This is a genomic window from Legionella beliardensis (genome assembly GCF_900452395.1).
GTDB classification, from domain to species: Bacteria; Pseudomonadota; Gammaproteobacteria; order Legionellales; family Legionellaceae; genus Legionella_C; species Legionella_C beliardensis.
This window is the reverse complement of record NZ_UGNV01000001.1, coordinates 1,275,502-1,297,386: the sequence shown is the minus strand read 5'-3', so window position 1 is coordinate 1,297,386 and position 21,885 is coordinate 1,275,502. Positions and strand designations below refer to the sequence as shown.

Sequence of the window (21,885 nt, the reverse complement as noted above, 5' to 3'; positions counted from 1 at the left end):
TTGAGGATGCTGGCATTATTTAAACTAAATCTAATTAACCGTACCAGCGCTCAGGTGTAAAATTAACTAAAGCACCTTGAACATGAGCAATTTCTTTTAGCGCTTCCATGCTACTAGTGGCATGGAAACGATATTCGTAAGGGCCTATTAATATAGAAGCGCCTTTTTTAAGGGGCTGGGCAAATACCTTAAAGCCTAGCCTTTTTAAACGATTAGCCAGTGCAATAGCGTTAGCTTTTGTTTTGAAATGTCCTGTTTTAATAAACCACCTGCTATTCGTTGCCTTTTTAGCAGTTGTATTAGACGCTGTTAATTTTTCTTGCACTAGCAATGGATGGGCTGATGGACGCAAGCGTAACGCGTTAGTGTCTGTATTTAAAAAGGCGTTTATTTTTTCTTGCCATTTACTTAATCTGGGACTTTCTCCAATATCTATAAGATAAGCAGCTGGCCCTTTAGTAAAGGATTGATGATTAATACTGCTAACTCTCTTTGTGCCTTTATATGGCGTAATGCTTAAAGATAAACTATCCAAGGAGGTCAAGTCGCCAGAAACACCAAATAGCATATTATACTCTCGTGTATATGACACTTGAGAAGCTGCACTAAGGGCTGTTGTATACAAAAAAGGTAAGGCTAAAAAAACTGATACTAGTAACTTCATGTTTATCACCTATCCATAATTAAATTATTTAAAAGATTTAAATCTCAATGCATTGCGTATAAATTAATACTAACTTACTCTTTACAGCTTTAATGGAAAGAAATTGTCGATTTTTAAACAAGAACTAACACCTATAACGGTAACCCAGCTTAATCAACAAGTTCGCACGTGGTTAGAACATGAGCTTGCTAATATTGCGGTACTAGGTGAGCTTTCTAATGTCACCAGGCCCGCATCGGGCCATCTTTATTTCACACTTAAAGATCAAGGCGCTCAAATTCGTTGCGTTTTTTTCCGCAGCCACCAAACGCTTAGCAGTAAACTCTTTAAAGATGGTCAACAAGTTATCGTACAGGGTAAGTTAAGTTTATATGAAGCTCGAGGTGATTATCAACTTATTGTCCAAAGTTTGACCGAAGCTGGTATTGGCGAATTATATCAGCAATTTGAGAAATTAAAAAAGAAATTAGAACAACAAGGTTTATTTGCTGCCCATTTAAAAAAACCCCTAATACGCTTTCCTAAAACCATAGGAGTTATTACCTCACAAACTGGTGCTGCTATACGCGATATATTATGCACGCTAGCCAGACGCTTTCCTTTAGCAGAGGTTTTAATTTATCCCTGCGAAGTGCAGGGAAAAAGAGCGGCACAGCAATTAATTAGTGCTATCATGCAAGCAAATACCGATAACAGAGCGGAAGTCATCTTAATCGCTCGTGGTGGTGGCAGTATTGAAGATTTATGGCCATTTAATGACGAGCAATTAGCAATAGCAATTAATCAAAGCACTATTCCTATCATCTCTGGCGTGGGTCATGAAACGGACTTTACGATTTGTGATTTTGTGGCTGACCTACGCGCTGCTACGCCTACTGCTGCAGCAGAAGCTGCCACGCCGGACAAGCTTGAGCTCATTAATTTATTAAGCACACTTGAAAAAAGAATGGCTACAGCGATACATCGCTTTATTCAACAGCATCAACTTATTTTAACTCATAAAATAGCCAGCCTGTCTTCGCCAGAACAACTCATTATTCAGCACTGGCAAACGGTAGATTACCTAGAAAAACAATTAAATCAACAGATAACGAGCATGTTACACCGCCATCGCCATCAAATTAATCTTCATTTAGCGACCTTAATGGCTAAAAACCCAATCTCTGAGTTACAGCACTTAAAGTTAAAAATACAGCAGCTAAAACAAACCCTAGACAATCTAATGATGCAAAGAATAGAGCAATTAAAACAGCATTTAATTCATCACTTAGCAACCCTACATGCGGTTAGCCCTCTAGCTACTCTAGATAGAGGCTATGCTATTGCAACTTATAACGATAAAATCTTATTTAATACTGAGCACATCCACGTAGGCGACTTAATTAACTTACAATTAGCCCAAGGACGACTTTCTTGTACAGTTTCTAAAAAAGAAGAGTTATAAGCATGCTTAATGAATTAAATGATAGCCTAAGCACAATTATCAATAATACTAAAATTCATTTGCCTATTTTAATAAAAATTATTGCTATACCTTGGGCGGTATATCTTGTAAATTTACTTATTTTTAAGCAGCGGCTTCTTTATTTAGGCATTATTCCGCGTCACTTAAGGGGTATACCAGGTATTTTACTTGCCCCTTTACTGCATGCAAATTTTAATCACTTATTTTTTAACTCAATTCCCCTACTGGTACTTAGTAATTTTATCTTAATAGATGGGTTTATTTACTATCTCATAGTAACAATTGTTATCACCTTAGGCAGTGGTTTATTAATTTGGCTGTTTGCTAAGCCTGGCATTCATATTGGTGCAAGCGCTTTAATTACCGGATATTGGGCACTTTTGGTCAGCAATATTTATTCCCAAGGCAGCGTCACTGCTATTATTTTAGGAATTATTTCTCTGTATTATTTTGCCGGTATTTTTTACGGTATTTTTCCTAGCAAAAAAGGCGTTTCCTGGGAGGGGCATCTATTTGGACTTATAGCAGGCTTTGCTACAGGCTATTTTCTGCCCCATATTATTAATTTTATCTTAAAGCTGAGTGTTATAATTTCTGGTAAAGGCTAGTTTGGTAATAAATACCGTGTTAAGCCACGGTATTTATTTAGCTTATGATTAGGTGGCTTCTCTTGAGGTATCAAACTTGTACTGAGTATGAGTACTTATACGGCTGAGTTTTTTTTGCTCCAATAACAGCAGCACTAAAAAGCCTAAGACACCAATGCCTAAAGTACACGGTATAACACTGATACCATAAGTAAAGGAGTGCAGAGCATTCGTTTCCTTAAAGGCATTGACGACTATACCAATCGTGGTATGTATACCATAGCCAAAGCTCATGATGATCATATTTGCAATAGCCGTAGTTAAACCAGCTACATGCTCAGGCACATAAGTAGATGCTTTATAAATAGCCAGAATTTGATAAGCGCAACAGACACCTATTATCGTAAAGGCAACCATCATCAACTCAGTATTAAATAAGCCAGATATTAAGGCTACAAAATTTAATAGCATAACTAAGCCAGCAATGGTAATGACTAATAGATAATTACCTATCTTCTCAGCAAAAAAACTCAAAGCGGGTGCGCCAAAACACATGCCTGCAAAAATTAAAGAAGGCAAATAACTAGCAAGGCTACCATCTAAACCATAAACTTGCCTTAAAAACACAGGCCCCCACACATCAGCAAATCCTTCTAAGGGACCCACCATAAAGCCTGCACAAAGACATAAGAAAATGACTCTTTTATTAGTAATAACAACCTTAATATCATCTAAAATGGTAGTTTGTTGCGTTTCTTTTAAATTTGGCACAATAAAATACGTAAATAACGCTAATAATGCGCCAAATACCGCAAAAATTTCGACTACTTTTTGATACCCAACTAACTCATATAAAGAACGTAGCGGGCCGCCACCATAAATAGCACCGATTAAACCAATGGTAACCGAAAGACTTAGCATGCGCGTGAAACGTTGCTCACTAAATGTCATGCGAATTATTTTAAAAATTCCTAATATTGCCGCAGACGAACCCATACCAATAAGGGCGCGCCCTATTACCGGATAAATCCAGTTATCGGCATAAATTAAAGGCAACAAGCCAATCACACTAAGTAAAATACATCCTGACATGACTCGCTTTGGGCCAAAACGATCTAACATAATCCCAATTGGTAAATGCATTAAGGAATAACCAATATAATAAATACCTGAATATTGCCCATAAAGTGCGGGATCAATGTGAAAGTGCTGAGTAATGTTGTCAAGCATGACACTTGGCATCACTCTTAAAATATATTGATAAGCATAAAATATGGATGCTGTGAACCAAACAATCCAAGCTATTGAACGGCTGCGCATGAATTATTCTCCGTGACTAGGGCTGACTTAAGGATTTCTTATTTAAAAATCCGACACTTAACTTTTAAGAATGCTCAATATCTATCCGCCGCAGCGGAGGAGAATAATCCACGGTAGTAAATTTAAAAAGGCATTGGCTTTGTGCAGCTTACTATGACAATACATAACTCAATTCCTATAGCCAATAATATTAATAAAAATTAAAACAATTTAACCATAATAAATACATTAAAAATAAATTGCAACTAAATTAAAGTAACTTTTTGTTTTAAAAATAATTTTCTGTTAAAAAAAAAGTTATACATAGTCAACCTAAAAGTAGGAGATGCTAAGCATCGCATTTTAAAGTTAAATCAGCCCAAATAAAGTCGTAAACAATCCGTATTTTTAAGCTATATAGTAATGGGTTAGTTTGATTTCTAAAATAAATCAGTTAAATTATATTTAATACCATCAATTTAAGGAAAAAATGATGAGAATCAAGTTAATGACTAGTCTTGCCGCTTTATCAATTGTGACATTTACGGCGCATGCAAATTGGATATGTAATGTGGCTAACTTAAAAGGCCAACATTGGACATTTACCGCGCCAACACAAACAAGTGCACAAGCGATGGCTAAAAATGCTTGCGATGCGAATAGCGTAAACCCTAATAATTGCAATCCAACATGCATGGATAATGGTGTGCCTGGGGGACGCTGGCATTGTGTGGTAAGCAATCTTAAAGGCGAGCATTGGTCATTCTTCGCTCCTAATCAAGATCAAGCATTTTCTATGGCTAAAAATACCTGCGATGCAAACAGTATTAATCCTAATAATTGTAATCCTTCTTGCTTACCTGAATAAAAGCGATAGCCGCGGTCAAGCCCTGAGAGGGCTAAACCGCGGTAATATGTTAAAGAATTTTTGAGCTCTAATTTTACAGGCCTAATTAGCCTATTTTATAAAATAGTACATTTTTTAATTTTCTTAGCACTTTCTATTTCCACTTCATCATTCCATTTGTTTTTCTTTTTCCCACCAAGAAATCGATGACTATTTTCTGCAGATGGTGTGGGCGCAGGAATGTTAACCGTATTTAAAACGATACCAAACCTCTCTGCTGCATCTTCGAATTCATATTGCCGAATGAAATCTTCTGAGTTAGTGCACTCATTTAAGGTGAGCGCTAAGCTATTACTACCATCTGTATTACTCTCACCAACGATTATAATAGGCTGGTTGTCAGGAGATTTATAACAGACCGCTACTCCATAAGGTGCAATATGTTCTTGAATCTGAATAGTTATACGTGGCTTAGTAAGTTGTTTGTTCTGTTGGTAGTGATTTATAACGTTTTCTATAAATCCTCCTACTTTCTGAGAATTAAACTCCTGTCCTTTTTCAAATACTTGGATTTCTTCAAGATCTGACCGATCTAGTAGGGGCAAAATTTTCCGTATTGTTGCAGAGTTTGCATGCAACATGCCTATGTCACCATTTTTAAATTTAAATACAGCTGGAAAGCAAGACTGTAAAGAATCTGTCCAAATACATCCCTGCTTATCTACCCTTAGCAGTTCAAATTCACCTACAGCTACGTGAACAGCGTTTTTTCGGGCTTTTTCACTTAATGAAATAGCAGAAGAATAATAAGATCCAGGTTCTTTTATACTTGATATAGGCATCCCATTAGATAATTTAATACTTGGCATATGGACCTCAACACAAACATAAGTTGGATTTATTTTCGGAAGCGCAATAACCTTCCATTGACCACCAATATGTTGTCTTGTGTCTTAGCTAGGTAACCTATAATGATTTACCTTAAAACAGTAACCGTTGCCGAAGGATACAAATTATCAACAAATTCGCTACTTTTATTACAGCTCCCGATACCACTAATGGATTGGATCTCAATAAATATTGAAATCACTGGCATGAAGTCCTGCCATACCTTGAATACATCAGTTTTCTTGTCTCAATTCTAAAATAACATGTTTAAAGCTAGTTGTCAATAATTTTACTATTTGTTTTTTATAGGTACAACTTATTAATTATTTATTATATTTTTTAATGGGTTATGTAATATTACTAATCGCTTAATATTTTCTATAAAGATGCCTTAAAAGTATAATTATCGCTATTTTTTTAAAAAAATAGCGATAATTATAGTATACTGTGTGATTATTTTTTGATTTATATTGTAGTTGTATGCTGACATCTATCCCAAAACCTAGCAAAAAACAAACTTGGGGGCGATTATATGGCGCCAGCCTACCCTTAGTCTTATCACAATATTGCCAAAATCAAGCAGGAATTAAATTAATAATTACGCCGGATAACCTAACTGCTGGCCAACTGCTTGCTGAGTTAGAGTTTTTCTTAAACCCTTCTGATGAACAAGAAATACTTTTTTTTCCCGATTGGGAAACGCTTCCCTATGATCAATTCTCACCGCACCAAGATATTATCTCTGAGCGTTTGTCGACCTTAAGCCGCTTACAACAAACCTCTAACGCAATTATTATAAGCTCTGCTGCTACCTTAATGCATCGCCTAGCACCACCATCGTTTCTTAATCAATATGCATTTGTTCTAAAAGAAGAGCAGAAACTAGACTTACCCCAATTTCAATACCGCTTACAAGAATCAGGTTACTATGCTGTTAATAAAGTACTGGAACATGGTGAATTCGCGGTACGTGGTTCCATTATTGATGTTTTCCCTATGGGTAGTACGCATCCTTTCCGTATTGAACTGTTTGATGACTCGATTGATAGCTTACGGCAATTTGACACCGAAACACAGCGAACCATTGCTAAAATTTCGGAAATTAACTTATTGCCTGCGCGGGAATTTCCTTTAAATGATGCAAGCATCACCCTATTTCGTCGTTCTTTTAGAGAAAAATTTCCTGGCAATCCTAGCCATAGTCCAATTTATGAAGCAGTGAGCAATGCCCAATTTCCTGCGGGCATTGAATACTATCTGCGGCTGTTTTTTTCAGACACAGTGACTTTTTTTGACTACTTACCTAAGGATGCTGCAATTTTTACAATTGCTGATATTCCTGCTCAAGCAGAAACATTTTGGCATGAAGTAACCACGCGTTACGAACAACGCCGCTATGATGTTTCTAGGCCTTTATTAGAACCAGAGCAATGTTTTTTAACACCAAATGAGCTACTTACTAAGGCAAATCTCTATCAACAAATTCATTGCTTCGCGGATGAATCAGATAAAAAAAATGCCTTTAACTTTCCTATTCAGCCTGGCCCTACCCTTTTTATTGATCGCAAAGCCCCTAATCCTTTAAAAAAATTAACTGATTACCTAGGGGGGCAACCTTACCGTTACCTTATCGTCGCTGAAAGTGCGGGCCGACGTGAGGTTTTACTTGATTTAATGAAGCAAAATAACTTACCTGCCACGACTTATCTAACTTGGCAAGAATTTTTAGCTGCCAATGAAAGACTAGGTATTATTATTGGCCCTTTAACGGATGGCGCTGAATTAATTAATGAACGCTTAGCACTTATTACCGAAGCGCAATTATATGGAGATTACAGCACCCCCCAACGTCGTAGTACTACAAAATCAGTTGATCCTGATTTAATTATTCGTGATTTAGCTGAATTACAGTTACATGCACCGGTTGTCCATTTACAATTTGGCGTTGGTCGCTATCAGGGTTTAAAAACAATTGCCAATGATGGCGCAGCCAATGAATTTCTTATCTTATCTTATGCCGGCGATGATAAAATTTATGTGCCCGTGACCTCGCTACACTTAATTAGCCGCTATACTGGCATAGATAGTGAACATGCCCCGCTACATCGGCTGGGCAGCGATCAATGGCAGAAAGAAAAAAGAAAAGCAGCAGAAAAAATTCATGATGTTGCCATTGAATTATTAGAAATATACGCCAAGCGTGAGACAAAACCTGGTTTTATTTATCAGTTTGATAAACAAGAATACCAACGGTTTGCCAGTGGCTTTCCTTTTGTAGAAACGCCCGATCAAGCTCACGCAGTGGAGCAAATTATTCAAGATATGCAATCACCTCGGCCTATGGATAGGTTAATTTGTGGCGATGTCGGTTTTGGTAAAACGGAAGTGGCGATGCGCGCCGCCTTTTTAGCTGTGCAAAATAGCAAACAGGTCTGCGTATTGGTACCAACAACCTTACTTGCTACCCAACATTATGAGAATTTTCGCGATCGCTTCGCTGATTTTCCAGTCAATATTGAATTATTATCCCGTTTTCGCAGCGCCAAAGAATCAGAAAAAATTCTGGCAGGACTTAAAGATGGACGTATTGATATTATCATTGGCACACATAAGCTTTTTGCTAAAAAGACTGAGTTTAAGAACTTAGGTCTATTAATTATTGATGAAGAACATCGTTTTGGCGTAAAACAAAAAGAGCATATAAAGGCTATGCGTTTAAATGTTGATATCTTATCGATGACAGCAACCCCTATTCCACGCACACTAAATATGGCTATGGCTGGTATTCGGGATATCTCTCTAATTGCAACGCCACCTGCAAAGCGCCTTACTATTAAAACCTTTTGGCAAGAAAAAAATGACACAATCATTAGAGAAGCCCTCTTACGAGAAATCTTACGCGGCGGGCAAGTTTTTTTTGTGCACAATAATATTGAGACAATTGAGCGAATTGGCCAAGAATTGCAGCAATTAGTTCCTGAAGCCAAGGTTCGTAGTGCTCATGGGCAAATGAAAGAGCGTGAGCTTGAAAAAATCATGTCTGATTTTTATCATCACCGTTTTAATGTCTTAGTCTGTACCACTATTATTGAAACAGGGATTGATATCCCTACAGCAAATACGATTATCATTGATAGAGCTGATAAATTTGGCCTAGCACAATTGCATCAACTGCGTGGTCGCGTCGGGCGCTCACACCATCAAGCTTATGCTTATTTATTAACACCTAATCAAAAACTCTTAACCTCTGATGCGGTAAAGCGTTTAGAAGCCATTGTCTCTTTAGAAGATTTAGGAGCAGGCTTTACTCTGGCAACCCATGATATGGAAATTCGGGGTGCAGGTGAATTACTCGGTGAAGAACAAAGCGGCAACATGCATGCCATTGGCTTTAATTTATTCATGGATATGCTGGATAAAGCGGTCGATGATTTAAAGAAAGGTAAAACGCCTGAATTAACCACGCCTATTCATCAAGGCCCTGAGATAGATTTACGCATTAGCGCTATTCTTCCTGAAAACTATATTTATGATATACATACCCGTTTAATTATGTATAAACGTATTGCTAACGCCACTGATAAAGAACAATTGCGCGATTTGCAAATAGAAATGATTGACCGCTTCGGATTATTACCTCAAGCTGCTAAAAATTTAATCCTGCTTACAGAGCTTAAATTATTAGCCGCGCAATTAGGTATTATTAAAATTACAGCAGCTGAGCAGCAAGGCAAAATTGAATTTGGTGAGAATCCTCGTATCAATACGAGTGTTTTGATTAATTTAATTCAAGTGCATGCCAAGCGTTATCAATTAGAGGGCCCAACTAAACTACGCTTCACCTTAGATAAAACAAGCACCGAAGAACGCATCTTTGAAATTCAAGCCATTTTGTTAAAATTAGCGATGTAGCCTGGGTGAACGAAGTGCAACCCGGGTTACGGCCCTGTGGGCCTGCACCCAAGCTACGTTTATTTAGTATGAAATAAATCACAATCGAATTACTGCGACGTGTCTGCGGTATCCAGTGAAGTGGCACTGACGGGTGGATACCGTGGTCAAGCCACGGTATTTCGGACTTAAGTTAGATAAAGCAGGTAGATGCTGCCTTAAAAAAACAAAAAAAATTTTAATGAAATTTTGCTTGCTTTTAAAGATAGTAAGGTAGGTCGGGCTAAACAAAGTGCAGTCCAACGATTAGTTGTTGGGCTGCGTGTTGCTTAGCCCAACCTACCAAACTGTTCGCCTAACGCGTGCCGCCTACAGTGAGTGCGTCAATTTTTAAGGTAGGCTGCCCTACGCCTACTGGCACGGATTGACCATCTTTTCCACAAACGCCGATGCCCGCATCTAAGGATAAGTCATTGCCTATCATGCTAATTTTTTTCATGACATCTGGGCCATTACCAATAAGGGTTGCACCCTTCACAGGCCTTGTTACTTTCCCATTTTCAATTAAGTAAGCTTCACTAGCAGAAAATACGAATTGGCCTGAAGTAATATCTACTTGGCCCCCACCAAAATTAACAGCATACAGGCCTTGTTTTACTGAACGGATGATTTCTTCTGGATCATCTTGGCCTGCCAACATATACGTATTAGTCATACGTGGCATAGGTAGATGCGCATAGGATTCACGACGACAATTTCCAGTAGGCTGCATACCCATTAAACGGGCATTTAGTTTGTCCTGCATGTAATTAACCAACTTGCCATCTTCAATTAAGGTCGTACATTGGCTAGGCGTGCCTTCATCATCAATCGTTAACGAACCACGGCGGTTAGGTAACGTACCATCATCTACAACTGTCACGCCCTTTGCGGCTACTTGTTGGCCAAGTTTACCTGAAAAAGCAGACAAGCCTTTACGGTTAAAATCTCCTTCTAAGCCATGGCCAACTGCTTCGTGTAATAACACCCCAGGCCAGCCTGGGCCAAGCACCACAGGCATAGTTCCGGCAGGTGCTGCTTCAGCATCTAGATTCATTAACGCTTCTCGCACCGCCTCTCGTGCATACTTTAATGCCATTTCCTCTTGTAAAAAATAAGAATACGCCACCCGGCCACCGCCGCCTGAACGCGCTGCTTCACGACGTCCTTTGCTATCTTCTACAATAACACTTACATTAACACTAACTAATGGTCTTATATCGGCGACCAAATCACCGTGTAAACCGGCGACCATCACTGCTTCATAACAACCGTTTAAGGATGCATTAACTTGAATGACTCGTGGGTCTAATCGCCTTGCTTCTTTATCAATTGCTTCGAGTAATGAAATTTTTTCTTGTTTAGTTAAGCTTTCTATAGGGTTTATTCCTGCATACCTAGCTAAGGTTGTACCTTTAACTGCGATTGCTTGAATAGGCGCTGCTGTGGTTAAAGCAATGGAGCGGGCAGCATTTGCTGCTCTTTCAATAGCAGATAACATAATATCATCGCAGTAAGCATAGCCTGTCTTATCACCGCTTATAGCTCGTATACCTACGCCTCTATCAATAGAATAACTCCCACTTTTTACTTCTGAATCTTCTAAATACCAGGATTCATAAATACTACTTTGAAAATAAAGATCAGCATCATCGATGTGTCGTCCTCTAAATGATTGCAATAATTTTTCAATTGCTGATTCATCAAGAGATGCAGGTTTTAAAATAATATCTTTAGCAATAGCCAATGCCTGAGTCATAATAGTCTACCTATTTAATGCAAGCTCATGCTTAAAGCATGAGTTAAAATTCGCCTTAAGCTTATAAATTATACAAAGTTAAAGCCTTCCTTTAATCTAAATTATTATAATACGTGATGCTGATTACAAGGGAATCTTTGCCTTAGCTTTTTTAACTGTTCTAAATCAATCGCTGCTACTATTATACCAGGATCAACTGTTTGTTGCGCTAATACCTTCCCCCAGGGATCAATAATCATGCTATGACCATAAGTATGGCGGCCATTCTCGTGTTTCCCTCCTTGGTTTGGGGCTAAAACATAACATAAATTTTCTATAGCACGAGCACGCAGCAATACATCCCAATGCGCAAGACCTGTTATGGCGGTAAACGCAGAAGGAATAGCAAATAATTGTGCTCCCTTTTTTTCTAACTGGCGGTATAATTCCGGAAAACGCACATCATAACAAACGCTTAATCCTAATCGGCCAATAGGCGTATCAACGACGACAGATGCTTCTCCTGGCTCAACCGTTGCTGATTCAAGATAAGTTTCCTTTTCTGAAACATCTACATCAAATAAATGAATTTTATCATATCTTGCAACACATAAACCTTTATTATCAAAAACTAAGCATGATGAGCGCGTGCGCTTGGTAGTTGTTTTAATTGGTATAGTGCCCGCAACAATCCATACATTATACTCTTTAGCAAATTGACTTATTGCCTGTTGAATCCTCCCCTCGCCAAACGGCTCCGCTATGTTAAATTTTTCTGTTTCATTTTTGCCCATAAAAGCAAAATTTTCTGGTAAAATAACCAGATTAACATGCTCTTTGGCCCCCTGATACAGCAATTTTTCTACTATACTTAAATTAGCTGCAATCGAGCTTGAGGAAGTCATTTGTACAACAGCCACTTTAGTCATAATTTAGCTCAGGTTGGTTGAATTCTTTCATTCTTATGGAATGAATTTCCAAAGGTTAAGCAGTTTACCTCTTGCTTGGTGTTTTAAGTATGTATAGACTTGAAAAACCTAATAATTAACCATACATATGCTACAATAACAGTATAAATTATTTTGGAGCGATATATGAAACAGAATGATGTAACGATTTTAAGCCAGCGCAATGAATCGGTACTAGCAACCAATAAGGTATTACGTAATACGTATCTACTACTTAGTATGACGTTTTTATTTAGTGCGCTGACTGCCTACATGGCTTTTGCATGGCAAGTTAGACCAATGAATCCCCTTTTAATGATCGTTGGGGTTTATGGACTTATGTTTTTAACCCATGCTTTAAGAAACAGTGCGCTAGGTTTAATTAGCGTATTTGCTTTTACAGGCTTCCTAGGTTATACCTTGGGCCCCATCCTTAACTTAATTATGGCAAACTATTCTAATGGCGCACAATTAGTAGCAACAGCCTTAGGTGGCACCGGCATGATTTTCTTTGCTCTATCAGGCTATGCCCTTGTTACCCGTAAGGACTTTAGCTTTTTAGGCGGGTTCTTATTTATAGGCGTTATGGTAGCTCTTCTAGCTATGATTGCTGGCATGTTTTTCCAAATACCAGCTCTACAGTTAGCTATTTCAGCAGCTTTCGTACTGATTTCCTCAGGATTAATTTTGTTCCAAACAAGTGAAATTATTCATGGTGGCGAGACAAATTACATTTCAGCAACCGTGTCACTGTTTGTTTCAATTTACAATCTCTTTATCAGTTTATTACAACTATTAAGCGCTTTTTCAGGCCGCGACTAACCCCTTTCTCCGCTACTCATCCCGGCAAATTGCCGGGGTTTTTTTATAAAAATCATTTATTTCATTAAGCAACATACAGAAAAAATTATTCTATTATTTTAGCAATACTTTTAAACAATTCTATATTTTTTAGTCAATATACTTTTTAGACATGCTCGAATTAATTGTATTATAACACGAGGAGAATAAGTTTTTATTTGCATCTATATATAATGCAAAAGTACAATATGTTATTTTAATTAACAAAATGACATCATGTATTCAAAAAACATACCTCTTAGTGAAAATGATTCAACTATAAAAGACCTATCAAGGTTAGAAGAAGTATTTTCTATTTTACAAATTTACTCAGAGGGATTTAATCCAACCTTTTTTAAGAAAGAAGATTTGTTAAGTCTTTCTTTAACTTCAAAAACACTCTACTCTACCGTAGCTCCCGAGCTTTTGCAGCGAGAAGCTCAAAAACTATTGGCCCATGTAGTATTAGGCGAGCAAGATGAAGCGCAAAGGATGTTAGAGAAAAACCCAGAGTTACTATTAATTCGCCAAGAAACGCTGGATTATAGTGGGCGGACTATTATAGGAACAGCCTTTCAAGCAGCGCTCGGTGCAGGTGATAAACCCATGTGGGAGATGATACTTCCCTACTTTGAAAGTTTAGAAGAAGGCGAAGCCTTAAGGCAATTTCAGGAGCAATTTCCTGATGGGATTGAAAATGATAAAGATGATGTCTCTGCAGCAGCGCTAAAAGATTACTATCATAAACTTGCAATAGCTATTGTCAATGATACTGATCATGGGCAATCAGCGCTAGAAGCATTTAGAAGAGCAATAACTTGTCAAGAAAAAATTACTCAGGGCAAGCACTTTAATTTAAAGCACTTAATCGCAGTACATAAAGCCTATATCGCTAATTTTAATGTCTTGCTGAATTGGAAGAACCGTGACCTTTTTTGGCAAAAAATTGTTGGTTATGTGCAAAGGCAGGTAACCGCGTATGATGCCCAAATACATGCTTCGGTCATAAATAACGTATTAGAGGATGAGAATTCATTTAGGCGGACTTTTAAACTTGAGGGTGGACAGTTTTTTCCCTTACTTGCTGATTCTGGGCTTGGTTTCAATTTTGCTTGCTTTAGTTACTCCACCGCTTGCACTTGGACAAGAGGGGGTGGTGGTGGCGGGCAGCCAATGCTTTCGGCTTTAAAAAACTATATAGAGCAAAAGCAAGCGCACTTACGGGAGTTAGAAAGCCAGCTAAGCCACGAGTGCACTATTAGTCCAATGGATATGGGGAGTAATTAATCCAAACGATTTGTAAGTTCTATTCTTATAAGGCCTTGATTACACTTGGTTCATCAAGGCTACAATAAACAATAAATAAGCTTATAATAGCGCATGCGCCTTAACTAACTTATCAATTTCAATTAACGATTCCAATAACGGTTTAATTTCATGCAATGGCCAACTATTAGGGCCATCACTTAGCGCTTTATCGGGGTTAGGGTGAGTTTCCATAAAAATTCCCGCAATACCAACTGCAACCGCAGCACGTGCTAAAGCAGGAATAAATTCTCGCTGCCCACCGGAGGTACCATTATTACCACCTGGCAATTGCACAGAATGGGTCGCATCATAAATAACGGGGCAATCAGTTTCACGCATGATTTGTAAAGAGCGCATATCGGAAACTAAATTATTATAGCCAAAGCTAACGCCTCGCTCGCAGACCATAATTTGCTCATTCCCACCTGCTTTAGCTTTAGCTACAACATGTTTCATTTCCCAAGGTGCTAAAAACTGACCTTTTTTAATATTTACAGGTTTTCCCATGGCAGCAACATTTTGAATAAAATTAGTTTGGCGGCATAAAAATGCTGGTGTTTGTAATACATCAACAACACTTGCTACTTCTAATAAAGGCGTATCTTCATGAACATCAGTTAAAACCGGCACGCCTATCGTATGCTTTACTTTTTCAAGGATTAATAATCCTTTTTCAAATCCTGGGCCACGATAACTTGCAATTGATGAGCGATTCGCTTTATCAAACGAAGACTTGTAAATAAAAGGAATTTGTAAACTCTGACAAAGTTCCTTTAAATAACCAGCCGTTTCTAGTGCCATTTCCTCACTTTCAATGACACAAGGGCCTGCAATTAAAAATAAAGGACTTGTTAAACTTGTTTCAAAATTACATAGCTTCATATCGCTTTATCCTGTTGCTCATGATGAAGGCGGGCAGCCATAACAAACTGCTCAAACAAGGGATGACCATCTCGCGGTGTTGAAGTAAATTCTGGATGAAACTGGCAACCGATAAACCAAGGATGATCATTTAATTCAATCATCTCAACCAGCGCCCCATCACTTGAGCGCCCCGAGATGACTAGCCCTTTCGTGATTAGCGCTTCAACGAATTTATTATTTACTTCATATCGATGACGATGGCGCTCAATAATTGCTGGCTTTTTATAAATTTTATACGCTTGAGATTCTGGTTCAAGCTGGCATAATTGTGCCCCTAGACGCATCGTACCGCCTAAGTCTGTGTTTTCATCACGTGTATTAACACGTCCATCTTCTTCCATCCATTCCGTAATTAAACCAATCACAGGATGAGGTGTATTTTTATCAAATTCGGTTGAATTTGCCTGAGCTAAGCCTGCTACATTGCGTGCAAATTCTATAACAGCTGTTTGCATGCCTAAACAAATGCCTAAAAATGGCGTTTTAGATTCACGTGCATATTGTATTGCTTTAATTTTACCTTCAATGCCTCGCTCGCCAAAGCCGCCTGGAATTAAAATAGCATCAATATTTTTTAGCAGTTCTGTATCATGTTTTTCAATAAGCTCTGCATCAATATAAACAATCTGTACCTTCGTTTGCGTATGAATACCTGCATGACCTAATGCTTCATTAATCGATTTGTAAGCATCGTTAAGTTCAATGTATTTACCAACCATAGCTACTTTTACAGTCATAGTTTGCACAGCTTGCGCCTCAACCACGGCCTGCCATTCGCTTAAGTCAGCAGGCTTTAAATCTAGCCCTAATTTCTTGATAACAATTTCATCCAATCCTTGCTCATGGAGGATGATTGGAATTTGATAGATGCATTTAGCATCTTCTAGAGAAACAACGGCTTCTTTTTCAACATTGGTAAAAAGCGCGATTTTTGCACGGTCTGCTGCCGACAATGCTTTCTCTGAACGGCAAATTAAAATATCTGGCTGGATTCCAATAGAACGCAATTCTTTTACAGAATGCTGGGTAGGCTTAGTTTTTGTCTCGCCTGAGGTAGCGATGTATGGCACTAAGGTTAGGTGAATAAACAAAGAACGCTGTACACCTAGCTCAATACGCATCTGCCGTATTGCTTCAAGAAAAGGTAGCGATTCAATGTCCCCCACTGTGCCGCCAATTTCTATCATAGCAATATCAAAGCCATCAGCGCCAAGTTTAATAGAGCGTTTAATCTCATTGGTAATGTGTGGGATAACTTGTACCGTTCCGCCTAAGTAATCCCCTCTTCTTTCTTTTTTGATTACCGTTTCGTAAATTTTCCCCGAAGTAAAATTATTACGCTTAGTCATGGTTGTGCGTACAAAACGCTCATAATGACCGAGATCTAAATCAGTTTCTGCTCCATCAGCTGTAACAAATACTTCGCCATGTTGAAAAGGGCTCATTGTGCCTGGATCAACATTAATATAGGGATCAAGTTTAATGAGTGTAACTTTTAAGCCGCGTGCTTCAAGAATTGCGGCCAGAGAAGCAGCTGCAATTCCTTTTCCTAATGAAGAAACCACGCCGCCGGTAATGAAGATATACTTTGTCATAAAGACCCCGTTTAGAATGCTAATTCGCTTGTAGCAATTTTAAATATAAACGGGACTAAATTTTAACAAAATCACGCAAGAAATAATACCTAATTCCTAAGTAATCTGATTTTTAAATCTTTAACTTATCCAGTTGTTTATTTTTTAAACTAAAGTGAGCAGCACTTATTTATTAAATAATTTCATTTATTTTTAGTTAAGACTATAAAGCTATCTTCAACTAATCAATGGTAATTAAATGGCCTAGCTTAAGCTTTTTGGTCTTTAAATACTCACGATTAGCATGGGACGGTTCGATGGTAAGAGGAATACGCTCACTAACAATTAAACCATAACGCTCTAAAGCATGCACTTTCTTAGGGTTGTTAGTTAATAAGCGTACTGCTTCAACACCTAATAATTTTAAAATTTGAAAAGCAATGGCATAATTTCTGGCATCAGCAGGAAAACCAAGTTGTAAATTGGCATCAACCGTATCATAACCTTGATCTTGTAATGCATAAGCTTTTAATTTATTGGCAAGCCCAATACCGCGCCCTTCTTGACGCAAGTAAATTAAAATACCACCTTGTTCGCTTATTAATGATAAAGATTGCTGCAATTGCATGCCACAGTCACATTTACAAGAGCCAAAAACATCACCAGTAATGCATTCTGAATGAATACGTACTAAAGGCACTTGATTAGCAGTCTTAGGCGTCTTGACTAAGCAAAAATGCTCAGCATTATCTAGTTTATTGGTAAAGACTGTCATTGAAAAGTCGCCATGCTGATGTAATGGAATAGTTGACTGCGCTGCAGCTTGAACTAATTCTTCATGACAAATGCGATAATCAATTAAATCCTTAATGGTAACTAAAGGAATATTATACTGTTCTGAAAAAGTAACTAAATCACCCTGTCGGCTCATGCTCCCATCATCATTAATAATTTCACAAATGACTGCAGCAGGGATCAATCCACTTAGTCTTGCTAAATCAACACTGCCTTCTGTTTGGCCAGGCCGCTCAAGGACCCCTTTTTCTCTAGCCCTTAAGGGAAAGACATGACCTGGTGAAATAATATCAGCAGGACCGCTTTCAGGATTAATTGCTACTTGTATCGTGCGAGCTCTATCGTGTGCTGAAATGCCAGTAGAAACGCCTGTGGCTGCTTCAATAGATATTGTAAAAGCCGTACCATAAGGAGAACGATTATTTGCAGCCATTAATGGTAAATGCAACCTATCAATTAACTCTTGCGCCATAGGCAAACAAATTAACCCACGCCCAAAACGAGCCATAAAATTAATTGCCTCGGGGGTCGCAAATTGAGCAGCAATAACTAAATCGCCCTCATTTTCTCGATTTTCATCATCCATTAAGATGATCATACGGCCTGCTTGCAAGGTAGCAATGGCTTGCTCAATAGTAGCAAAATTTGTCATGTTAAACCTCAACTTTTAACTGCCCCGAAGCGGTAAGCTGATGTGCTACAATCCGGGTAAGATAATCAAACTCCACATTTACTCGCTGACCAATTTCCATTTGACCGAGTGTTGTATTTGCTAGTGTGTGGGGTACTAGCATTATTTTAATACCCTCTTTAGCAACCGTATTTATCGTAAGGCTTACGCCCTCTATGGTAATGCTTCCTTTTGGCAGTAGATAAAGATTAGCCACTTTACCAAAATCACCTAGCGTTATCTCAAGAAAATTTTCGACAGGCATAATACCTAAGACAGCTGCCGTGGTGTCAACATGGCCACTCACATAATGCCCACCAAACCGACTATTTGCTAGCATCGCGCGCTCTAAATTAACTTTGTCACCCTTTTTTAATCTATTTAGCGTCGTTAAACTTAATGTTTCTGGTGAAATATCAAACTGTAACAAGTCAAAACTATCAGGAAGCAATGTTAAGCACACCCCATTTACAGCAATACTTTCACCCGGTTCTAATTCTTTAAAACATGAGCGTAATACCAAACGATTGGCTACTTTCCCAATTTCATTTACAATGACTTCCCCTTGCTGTGCTACTAATCCAGTAAACATGCCTTCTCCCACAGTAAACAAGCAATCACATTATCTTTTTGCGCAAGCCAAGAAACTCGATGCGGGTAGATAAAAAAATTATCACCCTGATAAGCAGATATGGCTTCATCTCCTAGTAAATTAGGTACAAGATAAACGTATGTTTTTTGGACTAATGATTGCTGATGTAATGCTGAAAAAAGCGCCCCACCTGCCTCTACCCATACATCATGATAACCAAGTTCGCCTAATTTGCTAATGACAGCGTCTAAATCTAATTGGCCATTACGACTTGGCATGGCATGATAGGTGCAATTAGGGATTGGCTGCTTCACTGCAACACATTCATCATGATAAATATGACAATATTTCGCCGTTGTAAAAATTTGCTTATCTGCGGTAAGCGCTAATTGTGAGTCAATAATAGCAATAGGTTTGCTGGTATAAACTTCATGCAAGCGCACATTTAAAGCTGGGTTATCATGACGAATAGTGCGTGCCGTAGTCAATATAACATCCGTATATGAACGTTGTTGATGAGTAAACTCCCAGCACATTTTATTTGATAATGATACACGCATACCTTGTGGGCCTGCAATTTTTCCATCAAAAGTCTGCGCAATTTTAGCAGTTACCCAGGGCCTTTTAGTTTTTGTCCAAAAAAAATAGCTTTGATAGAACTCATCAATTTCAGGCAAGGGAAAATGTTCAACGCTAATCTTTGCCGCTTTTAAAATTTGTGGCGTGTCATTAGCAGCAACGACTGGGTTTGGATCACGAAAGCCAAAAACAACGCGGTTAATTTTTGAATTGATAATTTCTGCAACACAAGGCGGCGTCCTTCCCCAATGATTACAGGGTTCTAGCGTGACATATAACGTTACATTATCTAAATTAGCCGGCAATTGTTGTAAAAGGCTTTGCTCTGCATGTGCTTTGCCAGCGCCTTGATGCCAGGCGCTGGCAATAATTTGATTATCATGCACAGCTACCGCTCCAACACTAGGATTAGGCGCACAAACACCTCGGCCTAGCCAAGCTTGTTTAAGGGCGGCAATCATAAACTCTTTGTGCATAGTTAAAACAACACTTTAAAAAGGGGACTATGATAACAAATTATTCAATTATTGAGTAGAGACCTCGAGGATTTTGAGAAAACCTATTTTCATAGAGTATGCTTAATCTAGAAACTAATTAAACTATTTATGGGCAAAAATTAAACACTTAAATTAGGTAGAAACAATATCATAAATTGCATGTAACTTAATATTTGTTATATATTAATTTTAAATGTATGCGATAACTAATTAATATGAGTTTGCCACAGCAGCATGCAAGCTAAGCTTAGTAAATCCAACTTAAAGTAAAGCCTATGAAGCAAAGAGCCCAAAACAAAATCCTTAAACGCTTTAAGATAATCAAAACTCTACTTATTATCATTAGCTTACAATTGCATACCTATTATGCCTATTGTTTAACCCCTTATTCCAATAAACAGCTCGAAGAATTAGAAAAAGAGTTTGTTCAACAGATAAATCAATCTGACAGTATTGTTCGCAACCCTTTAGCAAATCAGTATATTAATCATCTAGGCCGGCAACTTACACGCTCAAATTCCTCTTTCTCGCCTTATTTTTTTATTGTTAAATCCGACGAGATAAATGCTTTTGCCGGCCCCGGCGGTTACATTGGCCTTAATTCACAGCTTATTTTAGCGACTGAAAACGAAAGTGAACTTGCTGGCGTTATGGCACATGAATTAGCGCACGTGCGTTTACATCATTTATATCGCCTGCTAGAACATGAAAAGCAAATGCGCATCCCCCTTCTTGCATCATTATTAGCTTCAGTGGCTTTAGGCGCGGTCAACCCAACCTTAGGTAGCGGCGCATTAATGGCCTCTTTATCCGGCTTTGCTCAAGACAATATTAATTTTATACGTGCTAATGAAAAAGAGGCAGATAGAATTGGCATTAACATGCTAATTCGTTCCGGATTAAATCCTACAGGCATGGCTAATTTCTTTAAGAAGCTGCAACAACATTCACGCTATTTCTATACGGCTAATCTGCCAGCCATATTACGTACCCACCCTCTAGATGATGATCGCATTGCAGAAGCTGAAAGTCGTACGGCTGATTTAAAAAATAAGAAATATTTAGATAATTTAGATTACCAATTATTTAAAGAACTCATTCGCACAACGGTCACCCAAAACCCGCAACAATTATTTACTTATTATAAACACGAGTGTAAACGTCATAATTCAAATACGGCCTGCCAATATGGCTATGCTATCTCTTTTATTAAAATCGATAATTACCAACAAGCCCAACAACATTTAATGCCATTGATCAAAAATGATAATAACAATCTCTTTTATCAAATTGCGATGGCCCAAGCAGAAACTGGCAGTAAGCAATTTATGGCTTCATTAAAAAGATTACAAGAATTACAATTAAATTACCCAGAAAACTATGCTGCCTTAATGGCTTATGCGCAAACATTACGATTAGCTGGTAAATCAGATCAGGCAGTTACCATCTTATTGAAAGGTTTTAGACAATTTAAAAATGATTTGCCTTTATGCGAAGAGTTAGCGCAAGCCCAAGCTGCTGCTGAGCAAAAAGGTTATGCGTATTTTACGGAAGCCCAATGTCATCTTTTACAAGGTAGACAGCGGGATGCATTGCGACAGCTAAAATTGGCGCGTGCCTTAGCTAAGAAAGACCAGTATTTAATCGCCCGCGCTGAAGCAATGATTGAAGATATAAAATATATGGCTAAAAATTAATCTAAATTTGACGCAAAACCGATAAAGAACGGATATTAGCAAAA

General features: G+C 38.2%; 17 protein-coding genes. 7 read left to right on the top strand and 10 right to left on the bottom strand.

What is annotated here, in order from left to right; translation table 11 throughout:
* Positions 1–34: 34 nt before the first annotated feature.
* On the bottom strand, positions 35–664 hold the full coding sequence (locus DYE47_RS05765) for an SPOR domain-containing protein (RefSeq protein WP_115302354.1): 630 nt from the start codon (positions 662–664) through the stop codon (positions 35–37).
* A gap of 103 nt (positions 665–767) precedes the next feature.
* Between DYE47_RS05765 and xseA the strand changes: the two genes are divergently transcribed.
* Positions 768–2,108 (top strand): exodeoxyribonuclease VII large subunit, encoded by a 1,341-nt coding sequence (gene xseA / locus DYE47_RS05760; RefSeq protein ID WP_242604173.1) that lies wholly within the window; start codon positions 768–770, stop codon positions 2,106–2,108.
* Between the two features lie 2 nt (positions 2,109–2,110).
* Positions 2,111–2,737, top strand: a complete 627-nt coding sequence (locus DYE47_RS05755) for a rhomboid family intramembrane serine protease (RefSeq protein WP_115302353.1) — start codon at positions 2,111–2,113, stop codon at positions 2,735–2,737.
* A gap of 48 nt (positions 2,738–2,785) precedes the next feature.
* On the opposite strand, the gene DYE47_RS05750 is transcribed toward DYE47_RS05755, so the two are convergent.
* Positions 2,786–4,036: an MFS transporter gene (locus tag DYE47_RS05750; protein ID WP_242604174.1), complete on the bottom strand. Its 1,251-nt coding sequence runs from the start codon at positions 4,034–4,036 to the stop codon at positions 2,786–2,788.
* 469 nt (positions 4,037–4,505) lie between these two features.
* On the opposite strand from DYE47_RS05750, the gene DYE47_RS05745 reads away from it, so the two are divergent.
* Entirely contained in the window at positions 4,506–4,883 is a 378-nt protein-coding gene (locus DYE47_RS05745) for a hypothetical protein (protein WP_131750055.1), read from the top strand.
* A gap of 95 nt (positions 4,884–4,978) precedes the next feature.
* On the opposite strand, the gene DYE47_RS05740 is transcribed toward DYE47_RS05745, so the two are convergent.
* A complete protein-coding gene (locus DYE47_RS05740) occupies positions 4,979–5,731 on the bottom strand; it encodes a hypothetical protein (RefSeq protein WP_115302351.1) in 753 nt (250 codons plus the stop codon).
* Positions 5,732–6,230: 499 nt separating this feature from the next.
* Between DYE47_RS05740 and mfd the strand changes: the two genes are divergently transcribed.
* Positions 6,231–9,662: a transcription-repair coupling factor gene (gene mfd / locus DYE47_RS05735; RefSeq protein ID WP_115302350.1), complete on the top strand. Its 3,432-nt coding sequence runs from the start codon at positions 6,231–6,233 to the stop codon at positions 9,660–9,662.
* A gap of 334 nt (positions 9,663–9,996) precedes the next feature.
* On the opposite strand, the gene tldD is transcribed toward mfd, so the two are convergent.
* Together tldD and DYE47_RS05725 are read right to left on the bottom strand one after the other, a co-directional pair.
* Positions 9,997–11,439, bottom strand: a complete 1,443-nt coding sequence (gene tldD / locus DYE47_RS05730) for a metalloprotease TldD (protein WP_115302349.1) — start codon at positions 11,437–11,439, stop codon at positions 9,997–9,999.
* 104 nt (positions 11,440–11,543) lie between these two features.
* Positions 11,544–12,347 carry a carbon-nitrogen hydrolase family protein gene (locus DYE47_RS05725; RefSeq protein WP_115302348.1) on the bottom strand — a complete coding sequence of 268 codons (804 nt, stop codon included), beginning with the start codon at positions 12,345–12,347 and terminating at the stop codon, positions 11,544–11,546.
* A gap of 165 nt (positions 12,348–12,512) precedes the next feature.
* Between DYE47_RS05725 and DYE47_RS05720 the strand changes: the two genes are divergently transcribed.
* Together DYE47_RS05720 and DYE47_RS05715 are read left to right on the top strand one after the other, a co-directional pair.
* Entirely contained in the window at positions 12,513–13,187 is a 675-nt protein-coding gene (locus DYE47_RS05720; protein WP_115302347.1) for a Bax inhibitor-1/YccA family protein, read from the top strand.
* Between the two features lie 255 nt (positions 13,188–13,442).
* The gene (locus DYE47_RS05715; protein ID WP_115302346.1) at positions 13,443–14,492 is read left to right on the top strand and encodes a hypothetical protein; all 1,050 of its coding nucleotides are present in this window, start codon (positions 13,443–13,445) and stop codon (positions 14,490–14,492) included.
* 81 nt (positions 14,493–14,573) lie between these two features.
* Here the strand turns inward: DYE47_RS05715 and kdsA are convergent, their stop codons facing one another.
* The 5 genes from kdsA to ribD all read right to left on the bottom strand — a co-directional run bounded on the left by kdsA (position 14,574) and on the right by ribD (position 20,123).
* On the bottom strand, positions 14,574–15,395 hold the full coding sequence (gene kdsA / locus DYE47_RS05710; protein WP_115302345.1) for a 3-deoxy-8-phosphooctulonate synthase: 822 nt from the start codon (positions 15,393–15,395) through the stop codon (positions 14,574–14,576).
* Positions 15,392–17,032 carry a CTP synthase gene (locus tag DYE47_RS05705; RefSeq protein WP_115302344.1) on the bottom strand — a complete coding sequence of 547 codons (1,641 nt, stop codon included), beginning with the start codon at positions 17,030–17,032 and terminating at the stop codon, positions 15,392–15,394. Before DYE47_RS05705 ends, kdsA begins: the two co-directional genes overlap by 4 nt.
* Before the next feature lie 220 nt (positions 17,033–17,252).
* A complete protein-coding gene (ribA, locus tag DYE47_RS05700) occupies positions 17,253–18,458 on the bottom strand; it encodes a GTP cyclohydrolase II (protein ID WP_115302343.1) in 1,206 nt (401 codons plus the stop codon).
* 1 nt (position 18,459) lies between these two features.
* Positions 18,460–19,068 carry a riboflavin synthase gene (ribE, locus tag DYE47_RS05695; protein ID WP_115302342.1) on the bottom strand — a complete coding sequence of 203 codons (609 nt, stop codon included), beginning with the start codon at positions 19,066–19,068 and terminating at the stop codon, positions 18,460–18,462.
* Positions 19,053–20,123 (bottom strand): bifunctional diaminohydroxyphosphoribosylaminopyrimidine deaminase/5-amino-6-(5-phosphoribosylamino)uracil reductase RibD, encoded by a 1,071-nt coding sequence (gene ribD, locus DYE47_RS05690; protein ID WP_115302341.1) that lies wholly within the window; start codon positions 20,121–20,123, stop codon positions 19,053–19,055. The genes ribE and ribD overlap by 16 nt, the downstream gene beginning before the upstream one ends.
* Positions 20,124–20,419: 296 nt before the next feature.
* On the opposite strand from ribD, the gene DYE47_RS05685 reads away from it, so the two are divergent.
* Positions 20,420–21,841, top strand: a complete 1,422-nt coding sequence (locus DYE47_RS05685) for a M48 family metalloprotease (protein ID WP_115302340.1) — start codon at positions 20,420–20,422, stop codon at positions 21,839–21,841.
* Positions 21,842–21,885: the final 44 nt, after the last annotated feature.

Bases quoted from the DNA above. Each gene is read 5' to 3' on its own strand.
- DYE47_RS05765 (WP_115302354.1), bottom strand. From the start codon at position 664: ATGAAGTTACTAGTATCAGTTTTTTTAGCCTTACCTTTTTTGTATACA.
- ribE (WP_115302342.1), bottom strand. From the start codon at position 19,068: ATGTTTACTGGATTAGTAGCACAGCAAGGGGAAGTCATTGTAAATGAA.
- mfd (WP_115302350.1), top strand. From the start codon at position 6,231: ATGCTGACATCTATCCCAAAACCTAGCAAAAAACAAACTTGGGGGCGA.
- kdsA (WP_115302345.1), bottom strand. From the start codon at position 15,395: ATGAAGCTATGTAATTTTGAAACAAGTTTAACAAGTCCTTTATTTTTA.
- ribD (WP_115302341.1), bottom strand. From the start codon at position 20,123: ATGCACAAAGAGTTTATGATTGCCGCCCTTAAACAAGCTTGGCTAGGC.
- DYE47_RS05705 (WP_115302344.1), bottom strand. From the start codon at position 17,032: ATGACAAAGTATATCTTCATTACCGGCGGCGTGGTTTCTTCATTAGGA.
- DYE47_RS05755 (WP_115302353.1), top strand. From the start codon at position 2,111: ATGCTTAATGAATTAAATGATAGCCTAAGCACAATTATCAATAATACT.
- DYE47_RS05715 (WP_115302346.1), top strand. From the start codon at position 13,443: ATGTATTCAAAAAACATACCTCTTAGTGAAAATGATTCAACTATAAAA.
- DYE47_RS05750 (WP_242604174.1), bottom strand. From the start codon at position 4,036: ATGCGCAGCCGTTCAATAGCTTGGATTGTTTGGTTCACAGCATCCATA.
- DYE47_RS05725 (WP_115302348.1), bottom strand. From the start codon at position 12,347: ATGACTAAAGTGGCTGTTGTACAAATGACTTCCTCAAGCTCGATTGCA.
- DYE47_RS05745 (WP_131750055.1), top strand. From the start codon at position 4,506: ATGATGAGAATCAAGTTAATGACTAGTCTTGCCGCTTTATCAATTGTG.
- ribA (WP_115302343.1), bottom strand. From the start codon at position 18,458: ATGACAAATTTTGCTACTATTGAGCAAGCCATTGCTACCTTGCAAGCA.
- DYE47_RS05720 (WP_115302347.1), top strand. From the start codon at position 12,513: ATGAAACAGAATGATGTAACGATTTTAAGCCAGCGCAATGAATCGGTA.
- tldD (WP_115302349.1), bottom strand. From the start codon at position 11,439: ATGACTCAGGCATTGGCTATTGCTAAAGATATTATTTTAAAACCTGCA.
- DYE47_RS05685 (WP_115302340.1), top strand. From the start codon at position 20,420: ATGAAGCAAAGAGCCCAAAACAAAATCCTTAAACGCTTTAAGATAATC.
- DYE47_RS05740 (WP_115302351.1), bottom strand. From the start codon at position 5,731: ATGCCAAGTATTAAATTATCTAATGGGATGCCTATATCAAGTATAAAA.